14 protein-coding genes and 1 tRNA gene are annotated in these 15,125 nt (G+C 63.5%); 4 read left to right on the forward strand and 11 right to left on the reverse strand.

Translation table 11 applies throughout. The annotated features are described in order from the left end of the window. Positions 1 to 285: 285 nt before the first annotated feature. Together DFS21_RS06145 and mdtI are read left to right on the forward strand one after the other, a co-directional pair. Complete coding sequence (locus DFS21_RS06145; protein WP_023629979.1) at positions 286 to 645, forward strand: multidrug/spermidine efflux SMR transporter subunit MdtJ; 360 nt, start codon at positions 286 to 288, stop codon at positions 643 to 645. Beyond that, a complete protein-coding gene (gene mdtI / locus DFS21_RS06150) occupies positions 639 to 956 on the forward strand; it encodes a multidrug/spermidine efflux SMR transporter subunit MdtI (protein WP_023629978.1) in 318 nt (105 codons plus the stop codon). The genes DFS21_RS06145 and mdtI overlap by 7 nt, the downstream gene beginning before the upstream one ends. Positions 957 to 1,181: 225 nt before the next feature. Here mdtI and DFS21_RS06155 read toward each other — a convergent pair whose 3' ends face one another. From DFS21_RS06155 to DFS21_RS06175, 5 genes are read right to left on the reverse strand one after another with little or no spacing between them, the layout of a single operon-like run. Beyond that, positions 1,182 to 2,405, reverse strand: a complete 1,224-nt coding sequence (locus tag DFS21_RS06155; protein WP_111531989.1) for a methyltransferase — start codon at positions 2,403 to 2,405, stop codon at positions 1,182 to 1,184. A 59-nt stretch (positions 2,406 to 2,464) separates the two neighbouring features. Further along, positions 2,465 to 3,154, reverse strand: a complete 690-nt coding sequence (locus DFS21_RS06160; protein WP_110697277.1) for an ABC transporter permease — start codon at positions 3,152 to 3,154, stop codon at positions 2,465 to 2,467. Beyond that, positions 3,155 to 3,847 (reverse strand): ABC transporter permease, encoded by a 693-nt coding sequence (locus DFS21_RS06165; RefSeq protein WP_110697279.1) that lies wholly within the window; start codon positions 3,845 to 3,847, stop codon positions 3,155 to 3,157. Positions 3,848 to 3,904: 57 nt separating this feature from the next. Then, positions 3,905 to 4,666, reverse strand: coding sequence for an ABC transporter substrate-binding protein (locus DFS21_RS06170; RefSeq protein WP_094010997.1), 762 nt, complete (start codon positions 4,664 to 4,666; stop codon positions 3,905 to 3,907). Between the two features lie 13 nt (positions 4,667 to 4,679). Then, a complete protein-coding gene (locus tag DFS21_RS06175) occupies positions 4,680 to 5,453 on the reverse strand; it encodes an ABC transporter ATP-binding protein (protein WP_046853793.1) in 774 nt (257 codons plus the stop codon). 606 nt (positions 5,454 to 6,059) lie between these two features. On the opposite strand from DFS21_RS06175, the gene gabP reads away from it, so the two are divergent. Beyond that, entirely contained in the window at positions 6,060 to 7,445 is a 1,386-nt protein-coding gene (gabP, locus tag DFS21_RS06180) for a GABA permease (RefSeq protein WP_111531990.1), read from the forward strand. 86 nt (positions 7,446 to 7,531) lie between these two features. Here gabP and DFS21_RS06185 read toward each other — a convergent pair whose 3' ends face one another. From DFS21_RS06185 to DFS21_RS06210, 6 genes are all read right to left on the reverse strand, one after another. Beyond that, on the reverse strand, positions 7,532 to 7,975 hold the full coding sequence (locus DFS21_RS06185) for a hypothetical protein (protein WP_110697285.1): 444 nt from the start codon (positions 7,973 to 7,975) through the stop codon (positions 7,532 to 7,534). Between the two features lie 89 nt (positions 7,976 to 8,064). Further along, positions 8,065 to 9,075 carry a polyphosphate kinase 2 gene (gene ppk2, locus DFS21_RS06190; RefSeq protein ID WP_110697287.1) on the reverse strand — a complete coding sequence of 337 codons (1,011 nt, stop codon included), beginning with the start codon at positions 9,073 to 9,075 and terminating at the stop codon, positions 8,065 to 8,067. Between the two features lie 185 nt (positions 9,076 to 9,260). After that, positions 9,261 to 9,336, reverse strand: a tRNA-Phe gene (locus DFS21_RS06195). Positions 9,337 to 9,426: 90 nt separating this feature from the next. Next, positions 9,427 to 9,699, reverse strand: a complete 273-nt coding sequence (locus DFS21_RS06200) for an oxidative damage protection protein (RefSeq protein ID WP_011536185.1) — start codon at positions 9,697 to 9,699, stop codon at positions 9,427 to 9,429. Further along, positions 9,696 to 10,763: an A/G-specific adenine glycosylase gene (gene mutY / locus DFS21_RS06205; protein ID WP_111531991.1), complete on the reverse strand. Its 1,068-nt coding sequence runs from the start codon at positions 10,761 to 10,763 to the stop codon at positions 9,696 to 9,698. Before mutY ends, DFS21_RS06200 begins: the two co-directional genes overlap by 4 nt. Then, positions 10,760 to 13,009, reverse strand: a complete 2,250-nt coding sequence (locus DFS21_RS06210; protein WP_111531992.1) for an AsmA family protein — start codon at positions 13,007 to 13,009, stop codon at positions 10,760 to 10,762. Before DFS21_RS06210 ends, mutY begins: the two co-directional genes overlap by 4 nt. A 449-nt stretch (positions 13,010 to 13,458) precedes the next feature. On the opposite strand from DFS21_RS06210, the gene DFS21_RS06215 reads away from it, so the two are divergent. Then, positions 13,459 to 15,117, forward strand: coding sequence for an OFA family MFS transporter (locus DFS21_RS06215; protein WP_046853801.1), 1,659 nt, complete (start codon positions 13,459 to 13,461; stop codon positions 15,115 to 15,117). Positions 15,118 to 15,125 lie beyond the last annotated feature (8 nt).

Here is a 15,125-nt window from a genome sequence, read left to right on the forward strand (position 1 = left end):
GAAGCTTTCACCAAGCTTTACGGGGTTCTTTCTTGAGAAGTCCATTTTTCTCGAGAAATAATTAGTCTCAACCTATCATTTTGACTAAATCGATCAGCTAAGCTAATCTTGTGTTCATTATGTTGAACAGTAAAGCTTTCAAGCTCCTCTCCTCTTCCCGCCTGGTCTCCCGTGAACGTCACTGGACCGGCGACCTCTAGCGCCACCCTCCCTCTACAGCCGTAAACGTCTCTGTCTGGCGCCGATGCCTGTGCGCTCGGCCGCTGTCGCCCATGGGAGGGCACCATGCGTTCCTGGATCTACCTGATTGTCGCCATCACCTTCGAGGTGATCGGCACGGCGTCGATGAAACTCGCCGCCACTCATTTCCCTGTGATGGGGCATGCCGTCATGTACGTCATGATCTGTCTGTCGTATTTCTTCCTGGCCCTGGCGGTCAAGCGCGTGCCGGTGGGTGTGGCCTACGCGCTGTGGGAAGGGTTCGGTATCGTGCTGATCACCTTGATCAGCGTGCTCTGGCTTGGTGAAAGCCTGGGCTGGACCAAGGCCCTGGGCCTGGCGGTGATGATCGCCGGCATCCTGCTGGTCAAGGCCGGTACCCGCGCCAAGCCCGTCGAGCGTGAAGGGGAGGCCGTGCCATGTTGATTCCATTTGCCTGGCTGGGCCTGGCCATCGTGCTGGAGGTATTGGCCAACCTGCTGCTCAAGTACTCCGACGGTTTCCGCCGCAAGGGCCTGGGCCTGGCCTCGATCCTCTGCGTGCTGGCGGCGTTCACCGCGCTGGCGCAGGCGGTGAAGGACATCGACCTGTCGCTGGCCTACGCCATCTGGGGCGGCTTTGGCATCCTTGCCACCGTGGCCATGGGCTGGGCCTTGTTCGGTCAGCGTCTGGCCGGGCGTGGTTGGTTGGGGCTTGCGTTGCTGCTGGTAGGCATGGGCTTGCTCAAACTGGCTTGACAACTGCCCTTCCAAAGCGCTTGGCAAAATTGCTTATGCACAAGTGGCATTGGCCGCTTGCGCGAAAGGCATGCCGACAGGGGCTACCACCGGTCTTTGCGCAAAGGCCTGTTTTTACTGGCTTTGAGGCCCATGACGGAATAAGCAAAGCAGCGCAAATAGCCCAAGGATCCAAAATTTCGTGATTTTCATCACAAGCTTGTACACAGAGTTATCCACAGGCTGTCAACCGCGCTGCGGCGTTGCGTCGCGCTCACCCAGCAGCAACAGGTTGCGCGGGGTCAGGGGGTAATCGCAGAACACGCCCAGGCGTACCGTATAGCCTTGCTCCTGCAGGAACAGGGCGCGATCGAGTACCAGCCACATCTCCAGTGGGCGGCGGAACAGGTTGCGTACCTGTTCGAGGTTGCGTACCTGGGCCAGGCGTTGCTGGCCAGCTGCCTCCAGGGCAACCCAGTCGGGTTGGTCGTTGATCGTCAGTTGCTTGAGTTCGGCCAGGTCGCGACAGTAGTGCTCGAAAGGCTTTGCCAGCCAGCTGACCGGCAGCGAAGGGGTGGGCAGGTATTCGTCCACGTCCCGTTGCTGGCGCTGCAGCAGGTCGAACCCGAGGCGGCGGGCCATGGACTGGTCGCGCTGGCGCCGAGTGCGCTGGCTGGAGGTGACCGCTTCGCTCAGTGGCAGGCCCAGGTCTTCCTGGGTCAATGCCAGAGCCGAGGCCTGGGCGGCACCGGAGAGCGGCTGATAGCGCTTGCCCTGGATGCGGTTGTAGCAGCAGGGCGCGACGGCGATCTGTCGGCACCCTTGCTGGCTTGCCAGTTGCAGCAGCCGCACATGCAAGTCGCCGCAAGCGTGCAGGGCGACCGCGCTCTTGTCGCCATCCAGATGCCGGGCGCTGTCCATGGCCATGACGTCCTGGTGGACATGGGTGGCAGCCAGGTGGTGATGCTCGCTCAGGGCCTTGCCGGCACTGACCAGCTCGGCATCGTACTCCAGGCAGGTCAGATGCTGGCCGGGTTGCAGCAGGCGCCTGCCCAGGTGGCCTTTGCCGGAGCACCAGTCGAGCCAGTGCCGCGCAGGCTGGCTGAATGCCAGGCGGCGGCTGAAGGCTTCGATCTGCTGCCACTTGCGGCCAGGGACGTTGACGTCGAGACGGTGGCCGGCGGGGTGCAGGCCGGCATCGGGCAGCTCGCCGACGGTGGACAGGGCCAACGCTTGGGCCGCCAGTTGCGGAAATGGGGCTGGGGCTGCAGGTTGCTCGGGTGCTTCAGCTTGCTCAAGGGTACGTTGGCGCAGCCAGCGGGACAGCTCGGTGTGCTTGTCTTCCCAGCCCAGGCGCAAGTGGTTGAACGGGCGCGGGCGCCACAGCTGTTGGTGCTGGAGCAGGAAGTGGTCGAGGGCCTGGAAGCGCTCGAACAGGTGCTGGTCGTGGAGGTAAGGCGTGGTCGGCATGCAGGTACCGCAGCACTATCGATGGGGGCCGCCATGCGGCCCCGATGTTGTTTACAGCCTCAACGCCCTTGGCAGGCATCCACGCGCAGCCAGCGCTCCAGCACTTTGAAACCCTGAACCAGCACAAACGAGATCAACAGGTAGAACACTCCGGCGGCAAAGAAGATCTCCACCGGCAGGTAGGTGCGGGCAATGATGGTCCGTGCCATGCCAGTCAATTCCAGCAAGGTGACGGTACTGGCCAGCGCACTGGCCTTGAGCATCAGGATCACTTCGTTGCTGTAGGCCGGCAGGCCGATGCGCGCGGCGCGCGGCAGCATGATGTAGAGCAGCGTCTTGCCCCGTGACATACCCAGCGCCCGTGCGGCTTCGATCTCGCCCTTGGGGATCGCCTGCAGGGCGCCGCGCAGTATCTCGGCAATATAGGCGGCGGTGTGCAGGGTCATGGTCAGCACCGTGCACCAGAACGGATCGCGCAGGTACGGCCACAGCGAGCTGTTGCGCACCACGTCGAACTGGGCCAGGCCGTAGTACACCAGGAACAGCTGCACCAGCAGCGGCGTGCCGCGGAAGAAGAAGATGTAACCGAAGGGCAGGGCGCGCACATACCAGTGACGCGACGAGCGCGCCACGCCCAACGGTATGGCCAGGATCAGGCCGGCGATGACGGCGATGGCCACCAGCTCCAGGGTCAGGGTGGCACCCTGGGCCAGGCGTGGCAGCCACTTGATGATGACTTCCCAGTTCATTTATTCGGCCCTCATGAAGCCGCGAGCGGCGCGCTTTTCCAGGAAGTGCATGCCGGTCATGGCAATCACGGTCAGGCCCAGGTAGATGCAGGCGGCCACGGCGTAGAAGGTGAACGGCTCCTTGGTGACGGTCACGCCGATCTGCGCGTGGCGCATGATCTCTTCCAGGCCGATCACCGACACCAGCGCAGTGTCCTTCATCAGGATCATGAACAGGTTGCCCAGGCCCGGCAGGGCGATGCGCCACATCTGCGGCAGGATGATCCGCGACAGGATGCGACCCTTGGAGAGGCCCAGGGCCAGGCCCGCTTCACGATGCCCCTTGGGGATGGCCAGGATCGCGCCGCGGAACACTTCCGTGGCGTACGCGCCGAAGCACAGGCCGAGGGCGACCACGCCAGCGGTGAAGGCGCTGAGCTCCAGGCCAGGCATGTTCAGCAGTTCGCCAAGGCTGTTCATCAGCCCGACGGTGCCGAAGTAGATGAGCAGCACCCAGAGCAGTTCGGGAACGCCGCGCACCAGTGTGGAATAAGTGCCGCCAAGCCATTGCAAGGGCTTGACCGGCGAGGTCTTGGCCAGGGCGCCGAGCAGGCCCAGGACCAGCCCCAGCAGCAAGGCGCAGAGCGCCAGTTTTACGGTCATCAGGGTGCCGGCCATCATGGCCGGGCCGAATCCGTGCAGGTCGATATTCATGGGTAAGTTTGTTCAAGGGACAGGCACCGCCAGGGCGGCGATGCCTGTCGGGGCGAATCAATAGATGCTGAACGGGAAGTACTTGTCGTTGATCTTCTTGTAGGTGCCGTCGGCGACGATTTCCTTCAGCGCGGCATTGAGCTTGTTGCGCAGCTCGTTGTCGCCTTTGCGTACTGCGATGCCGACCTTGTCGCTTTCGTTCACCGGGTCGCCTTTGAACTCGTAGTTCTTGCCGGCTTCGGATTTCAGCCAGTCGTAGTTGGCGTACTTGTCGGCGAGGATGGCGTCGACGCGGCCGGAGGTTAGGTCCAGGTAGGCGTTTTCCTGGCCGTCATACAGATTGACCTTGAATTTGCCGTCCATACCGCCGTGATCGTCCAGCCAGGTAGCGGCCTGGGTGGCGCGCTGGGTGCCAATGGTCTTGCCTTCGAGCGATTTGTCGTCAGTCTTGAAGTCGACGTTCTTCGGCGCGATGAACTGCTGCTTGTTGGAGTAGTACGGGTCGGTGAAGTCCACGGCCTGCTTGCGCTCGTCAGTGATCGACAGCGAGGAGACGATGAAGTCGAACTTCTTGGCGTTCAGGGCGGGGATGATGCCGTCCCAGTCGGAGGTGACCACTTCGCATTCGACCTTCATCTTGGCGCACAGGGCGTCGCCGATGTCTTTGTCGAAGCCGACGACCTGGCCGCTGGCATCTTTGTTGTTGAACGGCGGGTAGGCCGCCTCGATGCCCATTTTCAGTTTCTCGGCTGCCATGGCATTGGCCGAGAATACCAAGGTGGCGGCAGCGGCCAGGAGGACTTTTTTATAGGTCTGCATTCGTGTTGCTCCGTTAGCGGTGGCTGGACATGAATTGCTTGCAACGCGCCGAGGTCGGGTTCTCGAAGACCTGCTGCGGCGATCCTTGCTCTTCGACCAGGCCCTGGTGCAGGAAGACCACTTCACTGGACACCTGGCGGGCAAAGTTCATCTCGTGTGTCACCAGCAGCATGGTACGGCCTTCTTCGGCCAGGGCGCGGATGACGTTAAGCACTTCCTGGACCATTTCCGGATCGAGCGCCGAGGTTGGCTCGTCGAACAGGATGACCTTGGGTTTCATGGCCAGGGTACGGGCGATGGCGGCACGTTGTTGCTGGCCACCGGAAAGCTGGGCGGGGTAGCTGTGGCGCTTGTCGAAGATGCCGACCTTGTTCAGCAGCGCCTCGGCATGCTCGATGGCCTCGGCCTTGCTCTGGCCAAGTACGCGGCGCGGCGCCTCGATGATGTTGTCGAGGATCGACATGTGCGGCCACAGGTTGAAATTCTGGAAGACAAAGCCGATCTCGCTGCGCAGGCGGTTGATCTGGCGGTTGTCGGCGGCGATCAGGTCGCCGTTTTTCTGCGCCTTGAGCTTGAGGGCTTCGCCGGCGACCAGGATCTCGCCCTGGTGCGGGTTCTCCAGCAGGTTGATGCAGCGCAGCAGGGTGGACTTGCCAGAGCCGGACGAGCCGAGGATGGAGATCACGTCACCGTCGCGCGCGGTCAGCGAAATGCCCTTGAGAATTTCCTGCTCGCCATAGCGTTTGTGCAGGTTGCGGATTTCCAGCGCGGGCGTGGCCTGAGCCATTTGCGGTCCTCATGTGTTCGGGTGCGTTCCCAGCTGTTGGCGGCCTTCCTGGCGAGCGCCACGCTAGCATAGCGGCGCAACGGCGGCCAACCGGGTCGCGGGGTGCTCGGGTCGCTGGTGGGACAGTTTGTCGCATCGCTGCAGTGGACTGTCGCCAGGATGTCCGCAATAGCGTTTTGCCCAGCACCGGAGCCTTGATGAAAAAAGGCGCGATGGTGCCAGCTTTGGCCCGGTCTGGGAAGCCGTTTTTAGCCGGGTGGCACTGTGTCGCGGACTTGACGGGGGCAAGGTTGCGCCTGTTGGTTGCGCTTTCTGATGCGCAGAGTTCGTGCGCAGGTGTTACCGAGGAGCACCTGTGGTGCATTTGTAAGTGGGTATTTCCGTAATCCAGACTTGGCATGGGGATTTGGCGACCTTTCGGTCAAAGCTTGGCACAATGCCCTGCAAGCCGCGCCGTTATTGGAGGCAGAAACATTTCAGACGAAAGTCATTCTCACCTGGCCCGCTTATTGCCGTCTGCAAACCACTGAATGCGGCGACGCCTATCCACTCCCCGGCGCGCTGGCCAGTCATTCGTGTAGTCCACCTCCTTACAAAGGTAGTTTTATGAGCGGTAACAATTCCAATGACCTCGCTCAGGGGCTCAAGCAACGGCATGTGACCATGCTGTCCATCGCCGGCGTGATCGGCGCAGGGCTGTTCGTCGGCTCCGGCCACGCCATCGCCGCCGCCGGCCCCGCCGTGCTGCTGGCCTACGCCGCGGCCGGTACCCTGGTCGTTTTGGTGATGCGCATGCTCGGCGAAATGGCTGTCGCCTCGCCTGACACCGGTTCCTTCTCCACCTACGCCGACCGCGCCATCGGGCGCTGGGCAGGTTTCACCATCGGCTGGCTGTACTGGTGGTTCTGGGTGCTGGTGATTCCACTGGAGGCCAACGCCGCCGCCGCCATCCTGCATGCCTGGTTCCCCTCGGTGGACCTGTGGGCGTTCTCGTTGATCATTACCCTGGCGCTGACCATCACCAACCTGTTCAGCGTGAAGAACTACGGTGAGTTCGAGTTCTGGTTCGCCCTGCTCAAGGTGCTGGCGATCATCGGCTTCATCGTCGTCGGCTGCGCGGCCATGTTCGGCATGGTGCCGAGCAGCCAGATCAGCGGCGTCAGCCACCTGTTCGACACCCAGGGCTTCATGCCCAATGGCCTGGGCGCCGTGCTGGCCGCCATGCTGACCACCATGTTCTCGTTCATGGGGACCGAGATCGTCACCATCGCCGCCGCTGAATCGAAGGATCCGGGCAAGCAGATCAGCCGCGCCACCAACTCGGTGATCTGGCGTATCTGCCTGTTCTACCTGGTGTCGATCTTCCTGGTCGTGGCCATGGTGCCCTGGAACGATCCGACCCTGGCCGAGAAAGGCTCCTACCAGACTGTCCTCAGCCTGATCGGTGTGCCGAACGCCAAGCTGATCGTCGACATCGTCGTGCTGATCGCCGTGACCAGTTGCCTGAACTCGGCGCTGTACACCTCCTCGCGCATGCTCTTCTCCCTGAGCAAGCGTGGCGACGCCCCGGCCATTGCCCAGCGCACCACCAAGGCCGGCACCCCGCACTGGGCCGTGCTGCTGTCCACCTCCGCGGCGTTCCTGTGCGTGTTCGCCAACTTCCTGGCCCCGGCCGAGGTGTTCGAGTTCCTGCTGGCCAGCTCCGGCGCCATCGCCCTGCTGGTGTACCTGGTGATCGCCGTTTCGCAACTGCGCATGCGTGCCCAGCGTGAAGCCAAGGGCGAGAAGATCTCGTTCAAGATGTGGATGTTCCCGGGCCTGACTTGGGCGACCATCGCCTTCATTATCGCCGTGCTGGCGGTGATGGCGCTGCGCGAAGATCACCGTGCCGAGATCATCGCCACGGCAATCCTGAGCATTGGTGTGGTGGCAGCTGGTCTGCTGGTGCACCGCAAGCGTGGCGCTGCTGCGCGTGTGGCGCTGGATAGCTGATCCACAAATGAAATGAAAAGGCCGCGTCCTGTGAAGGACGCGGCCTTTTTTGTCTGCACGGGTTGTGGAAGCGGGTGCGTTTCGACTCAGCCGAACTGCTTCTGCTGTTGCTGCTGCTTGGCCACCGCTTCCGAAGCGGCGACATAGGCGTCCTGGAACTCGTCGCTCTCCAGCCACGCCATGGTCGCGTCCTCGTCAATGCCGTCGAGCCATGCGCGGTAGGCGGTGAACACCATGACGATGTAGTCGGTGGCGTGCTCTTCCTTGTGGCCCTTGAGCACCAACGCCAGCAGCGGGTCGACCAGGAACACCGAGATCATCGGCACCAGGCCGTTTTCCTGGGCTTCCTTCATCTTTTCGAACAGGCTGTTGTAGCTGCCCGATTCCATGGCCTTGTTGAACACCTGCTCGACACTGGCGCTGTCGCCGGCGCTGGCCTTGACCGCCTGGCCGCTGCGCACCATGCGATTCTGCTTGGCCTTGGTGGCGGCGCGCTTGGCGCGTTTCTGTTGCTTGGTGTTGGTGGCCATGGGTGGATCCTTGGGCTGACTGGTAAAGGCGCGTATTGAAGCGTAGTTGCGCGAGAAACCCAAGAGGCCGCCCAACGGCCCCAAAGTGTTCAGCTCACCAGCGCCTCCGGCTCATCTTCCTCGAACCCCCGCGAAGCCCGCCCGACCAGCAACGGATCCGGCGCATGCGCCACGCTGTGGTCCTTGCCTGGATAATCCAGCGAGTGCAGGAAGTGACGAATGCAGTTGATCCGCGCGCGCTTCTTGTCATCTGACTTGATCACTGTCCATGGCGCATCGGCCGTGTCGGTATGGAAGAACATCGCTTCCTTGGCAGCGGTGTAGTCCTCCCACTTGTCCAGCGACTTGATGTCGATGGGTGAGAGTTTCCAGTGCTTGAGCGGGTCGTCGCGGCGGGAGATGAAGCGGCGCAGCTGTTCCTCGCGGTTCACCGAGAACCAGAACTTGAACAGCAGGATGCCACTGTTGCACAGCATGCGTTCGAGGTCTGGTGCCTGGCGCATGAACTCCAGATATTGCAGGGGCGAGCAGAAGTCCATCACCTTCTCGACCCCGGCGCGGTTGTACCAGGAGCGGTCGAAGAACACCATTTCACCGGCGGTGGGCAGGTGCTGCACATAACGCTGGAAGTACCACTGGCCCTTTTCCTGCTCGGAAGGCTTCTCTAGTGCCACGATCCGCGCACCACGCGGGTTCAGGTGTTCCATGAAGCGTTTGATGGTGCCGCCCTTGCCCGCAGCATCACGGCCCTCGAACAGCACGACGATGCGCTGGCCGGTTTCCTTCACCCAGTTCTGCACTTTCAGCAGCTCGATCTGCAGATCGTGCTTGGCCTTCTCGTAGTCCTGGCGGCGCATGCGCGTGCGGTAGGGGTAGCTGGCCGGCAGGCGTGCCGAGGTGCTGTCCTCGCTGCTGCCCTTGCGCGCGTTGGCCACTTCCAGGGCTGCTGGCTGCTGGCTGACCTGGGTGATGATCTCTGGCGCGGCGGCGCTGGCGGCCGGCTTGCGCTGGCGCGGACGGCGGGTGCGAGGGGTGGGCTTGGCGCTGCTGCCGGCCTCGGCAGGCGATGGCAGGAGGAGGGTGGCGGATTCTTCGCTCATGGAGGTCCTTGCGGGGTCGTTCGAATGTCCACCTTCCATCCTATGAGCGCATGGCAAGTGGCTTTTTGATATCGATCAACCGGGCATGAAGGAGCTAGAAGAAAAATCGCAGGCAACAAAAAACCCGCACTAGGCGGGTTTCTTGTGTCGCTTCGGGTAACTTTGCAACCACCAGAAGCTGAAGGTGGTGCCCAGAGACGGAGTCGAACCGCCGACACGAGGATTTTCAATCCTCTGCTCTACCGACTGAGCTATCTGGGCGACGGGGTGAATTAAATAGATTTTCTCAGAGGCCGTCAACGACTTTTTCAAAAAAATTTAAATTAATTCCGTCGCTTACGTTTTCTGGGGTCAATTCGAGGGTGGAACGTAGCCTTCGGCCTGGGCGTAATCCTCGCCGGCGAAGAACTTGTCCATCTCGGCCTGGATGAACTTGCGGTCCTCGGCATTCATCATGTTCAGGCGCTTCTCGTTGATCAGCATGGTCTGGTGGTCCTGCCACTCCTTCCAGGCCTTCTGCGAGATGTGCTCGAAGATGTCCTGGCCCTTGGCGCCCGGGTAGGGCGGGCGGTCGAGGCCTGGGAGTTCTTCGTTGTACTTGCGGCACTTCACGGTGCGGGTCATCGCTTCTCTCCTGCAATCAGTTCGTCGGCCGCGCGTTGCAGCAGCTTCTTGACCGGGGCGGCGAGGCCCAGGCGCGGCGGGGTGGCGAGGTTATACCAGAGCCAGTCGGGCTCGGCCACGTGCGCGCCGGCGGGGTCGACACGCACCAGCCATGGCTCGATGGCCAGCTGGAAATGGCTGAAGGTATGGGTCAGGCCTGCCAGGGCCTGGCTGCCGGCCAGGCGCAGGCCGTGCTGGTAGGCGAGGTCTTCGAGCTGCTCGAGGCTGTCCAGCTCCGGCAGGCTCCACAGGCCGCCCCACAGGCCGGTGGAGGGCCGGCGGTAGAGCAGGATCGCGCCTTCGTGGTTGGTCAGCAGCGGCATCAGGGTCTTGCGCTGGGGCAAGGCCTTGCGCGGCTTTGGCTCGGGGTAGCGGGTCTCCTCGCCGTGCAGGTGCGCTTCGCAACCGCGCTGCAACGGGCAGATCAGGCAGCTGGGCTTGCTACGCGTGCACAACGTCGCGCCCATGTCCATCATCGCCTGGGTGTAGTGGTTGGCCCGGGCCATCGGCGTGAAGCGCTCGGCGCTGGCCCACAGCTGGTTGGCCACCTTCGGCTCGCCCGGGTAGCCGGCCTGGGCGGTGAAGCGGGCCAGTACGCGCTTGACGTTGCCGTCGAGGATCGGCGCGCGGATGCCCATGCTGATGCTGGCGATGGCCCCGGCGGTGGAGCGGCCGATACCGGGCAGTTCGGTGAGCTGCTCGACGCTGCGCGGAAACTCGCCGCCATGTTGCTCGACGACGATCTTCGCGGCCTTTTGCAGGTTACGGGCACGGGTGTAGTAGCCCAGGCCCGTCCACAGGTGCAGCACCTCGTCCTCCGGCGCCTCGGCCAGCGCCTGCACGGTGGGCAGCGCCTGCATGAAGCGGTCGAAGTAGTTGAGCACGGTGCTGACCTGGGTCTGCTGCAACATGATTTCCGACACCCACACCCGATACGGGGTGATGTCCTGTTGCCAGGGCAGGTCATGGCGACCGTGCTGGTCGTACCAGTCCAGCACGGCGCTGGAGAACTGCTGGGGTGTCATCGCTTGAACAGCCCCTTCAATGCATCTTTGAGTTCAGGGCTCACCTTGTCTCCGAGTTTCTCTTCGAGCTTTTCATCGATCTTGTCTTTCAGGCGATTGCCGGCCAGCTTCGCGGCCACCTTGCCCAGGCCGTCCTGGTCCAGGCGGCACGCCTTGGCACCCAGCTCCAGCGGGCCGCGGCAGCGCAGTGGCACTTCGACGCCGACATAGCGCTCGTTGACCTGGCAGGCCGGGTCGGGCATGGCGCGCTGGTCGCCTTCGACGACCACGCCGACGTTGTAGTCCATGCCCAGCACGCGCAGGTCGAGGTCGCCGTGACCGTTGACGGTCAGGCCTGGGATGCGCACCTTGAGGTCCGGGTTGCTGGCCACGCCGTTACGCAATACCAAGCTGCCGCGCAACTCCTGGAACGGCGTGTCCTTGCCACGGGGCTCACCGCTGAGCTGCTTGCGGTTGAGGGTGGCGATGGCCTGGCACAGTTGCTGTTCCAGGTTGGCGTTGACCAGCACGCCGTCGTTGATGGTGAAGCTGGCATTGCCATTGAGCGTATCGACCAGCGCCTTCTGGCTGTTGCCGGTGGCGGTGAGGTCGCTGTTCAGGGTCAGCAGGCCCTTGACCGGCGGCGCCTGCTCCGGGGATTCACGCTTGATGAAGTGTTCCACTGGCACGCGGTTGATCTTGGTGTTGACGCCGATCTGCGGCACGGCAGGGCGTACATCCACGGTGCCCTTGGCCTCGAAGGTGCCGTTGTACAGGGCGCCGCGCAGGGTCTGCAGGGTGACCAGGCCGCCTTGGCCGCTGGCGGTCAGCTGCGCGTCGCTGATCGGCAGCTTGTCCAGCGTCAGGGCGCCGAACGACAGGTCGGCCTGCAGATCGAGGGCGCGCAGGCGGTCGACCGGCAGCAGCTTGTCACTGCTCCAGGCAACTTGCGTCGGTGCTTCGGGTAGCGGCGTGGAGCCGGCGCCGGCGACGGCAGTGGCTTCCTGCTGCTTGACCTCGGCCTGGCGCGCTGCGGTGGCACCCTTGGCTTCCTCGCTCTTGGCCGGCAGGTAGCGGTCGGCGTCGAACTTGTCGCCCTTGAGGCGCACGCGCAGGGCCTGCTTGGCGAAGTCTTCCACGGCGACCCGGCCGGTGAAGGTGCTGTCGTCCAGCTTCACCGCCAGGTCTTCGAGGGCGATGCTGTTCGGCGTGCCTTGCAGGCGGGTGACCAGTTCCAGCTTCTTGAACGCTGCCGCGTCGGCGGTGGCGGGCAGCGGGTGGCCGATACCGTCGAGGAAGGTGCGCAGGTCGAACTGGGCGATGGACAGGCCGCCGCTGACCTGCGGCGCCTTGTCGAGGTCGCGCACGTTCAGCTCGCCCAGGGCGCGCAACTGGTTGGCCGAGACCTTCAGGCCGCTCCAGGAGGCGACATTGGCCGCCAGGTCGACCAGCACCTGGCCTTGGGCGGCGAAGGTCATGGTCTTGCCGGCCAGTGGCTCGCCCGAGGTTTCGCCAGACAGGCGCATGTCCTCGAGGTTGTAGCGCTTGAGACGGCGATCGAAGCGCAGTTCGCCGGTCAACTCGGTACGCGCCTTCAGGTTCGGTTGGCTGGCGCTGAGGAAGGCGCTGGCCTTGAGCGGGATGTTCACGCCTTCGTGCACGGGGCCGGTGCTCAACTGAATGCTTTCGGCGCCGTAGGTTTGGCCGGCTTTCTCGTCGGTGTACAGCACCCGGGCGTTGTTGACGGTCAGGCTGTCGATGTCGAGCTTGACCGAGCGCTCGCCACTTTCCGGCTTGGCTGGTTCTGTCGCTGAGCTTGCATCGGGCGGGCTCGCCGGTGCGTTGGCGATCGCCGGGGCCGGCAATGGTTTGCCGATGTCTTCCCAGTTGCCATGGCCGTTGGCATCGCGGGTCAGCGTCAGGTTGAGGCCTTCGACCCGCACGTCGCTCATCTGCACTTCACGGCGCAGCAGCGGCAGTACGCGTACCGACAGGCCGAGCATCTGCAGGTCGGCGAAAGGCACCTTGGGGTTGTTCAGCGTGGCGATGCTGGCCTCGTGCAGCTCCAGGCCCAGCCATGGGAACAGGCTCCAGCCGATATCGCCATTGAGGGTGAGCTCCACGTGGGCCTTGTCGCGGGCCAGCTGGCGGATTTCTTCTTTGTAGTCGTTGGGATCGAAGAGGTGGGTCAGGGCGAAGCCCAGCGCCACGATGATCAGCAACAACCCGAGAAGCCCCAGCCCCAGGATTTTGCCGAACGCTTTCATGGGCGAGTCCTTGTAGTCCGATTATGAATTTCAGCGGCGAGTATAGCGCCGTGGGTATAGGCACTGCTTATCCGACATTTCGACAATGGGATTGACGGCAGTTCATTTGTTGCCTGCTCTGGCCTCATCGCGGGGCAAGTCGCATCGGCGCACCGCCGCTCCCACGCAGATAGCACGCCTGCCTCGGCAATGCGTGGGAGCGGGCTTGCCCCGCGATAAGGCCAGAACAGGCGACACAACCTCACCTGAATACGCGAAATACCGATTCAGCTGACGAAAAAAACACGATATCAGATTGCTTTCATGTCACCCGCTGCTGGTAATCTTGCGCCCGCCCGTGCAGCCCCGCGACCCATTGTCGCGGGTAATGCCTGAAGCGGTCGGGCTGCCTTGCGTGCAGCCATACAGAGCCGTCCACGCGCACAGCCCACCTACAAAAGGATCAATCCATGAACAGCAGTATCACGGCGGGGGCGGCGGCAAGCACGCCGGGCTTCCTGTCGAAGGAGCGCATCATCGCCCGCCCGGGCTTCAACCGCTGGCTGGTGCCGCCGGCGGCCCTGGCCATTCACTTGTGCATCGGCATGGCCTATGGCTTCTCGGTGTTCTGGCTGCCGCTGTCCCAGGCTCTGGGTGTCAGCGCTCCGGTGGCCTGCGCCGCCGACATGGGCTTCGTCGCCCGCCTGTTCAGCGCCGAGTGCGACTGGCCGATCTCCATGCTCAGCTGGATCTACACCCTGTTCTTCGTGTTTCTCGGCTGCTCTGCCGCGGTGCTCGGCGGCTGGCTGGAGCACGCCGGCCCGCGCAAGGCCGGCCTGGTCTCGGCATTGTGCTGGTGCGGTGGCCTGCTGATCTCGGCGATTGGTGTGAAAACCCACCAGCTGTGGTTGATGTGGCTGGGTTCGGGGGTGATCGGGGGGATCGGCCTGGGCCTGGGCTACATTTCGCCGGTCTCGACCCTGATCAAGTGGTTCCCGGACAAGCGTGGCATGGCCACCGGCATGGCGATCATGGGCTTCGGTGGAGGTGCCATGGTGGGCGCTCCTCTGGCCACCGCGCTCATGGGCCACTTCGGCAGCGCGACCGAGGTGGGCGTATGGCAGAGTTTTGTCGCCATGGCCGCTATCTACTTCGTGTTCATGACCGCGGGTGCCCTGGCCTACCGCGTGCCGCCGACCGGCTGGAAGCCCGAAGGCTGGACTCCGCCGGCGAAGAAAGCCAACGCCATGGTTACCGACCGTCACGTGCATGTGAGCGTGGCCTGGAAAACCCCGCAGTTCGCCCTGGTGTGGCTGGTGCTGTGCCTGAACGTCTCGGCCGGTATCGGCATTCTCGGCATGGCTTCGCCACTGCTGCAGGAAGTGTTCGCCGGCAAGTTGCTGGGCAACGAGCTGACCTTCAGTGAGCTGAATGCCGCGCAGCTGGCGCAGATTGCCGCGATCGCCGCCGGTTTCACCGGTCTGCTGAGCCTGTTCAACATCGGTGGGCGCTTCTTCTGGGCGTCGTTCTCCGACTACATCGGCCGCAAGAACACCTACTTCGCCTTCTTCGCCCTGGGCGTGGGCCTCTACAGCCTGGTGCCGAACATGGGCCACATCGGCAACGTGGCGCTGTTCGTGGCGGCGTTCTGCATCATCCTGTCGATGTACGGCGGCGGTTTCGCCACCGTGCCGGCGTACCTGGCCGACCTGTTCGGCACGCAGATGGTCGGTGCCATCCATGGTCGCCTGCTGACTGCCTGGGCGGCGGCCGGCGTGCTCGGCCCGGTGCTGATCACCTACCTGCGCGAGGCGCAGCTGGCGGCGGGCGTGGAGCGGGCCGCGGCCTACGACATGACCCTGTACATCCTGGCCGGCCTGCTGGTGCTGGGGTTCATCTGCAACATGCTGGTGCGCCCGGTGGCGGACAAGTACTTCATGACCGACGCCGAACTGGCGGCCGAGCGCGCGCTGAGCCATGACAAGGGCGCCGATTCCGCGCGTTCGCTGGAGTGGCACGCGGCGCCGGGCAGCCTGCCGCTGGTGCTGGTGGCCTGGGCGGTGGTGGTGATTCCGCTGGCCTGGGGGGTGTGGATTACCCTGCAGAAGACGGCCGTTCTGTTCCATTGATATAGCTG

The organism is Pseudomonas sp. 2848, from assembly GCF_003253945.1.
In the GTDB taxonomy this organism is placed as follows: Bacteria; Pseudomonadota; Gammaproteobacteria; order Pseudomonadales; family Pseudomonadaceae; genus Aquipseudomonas.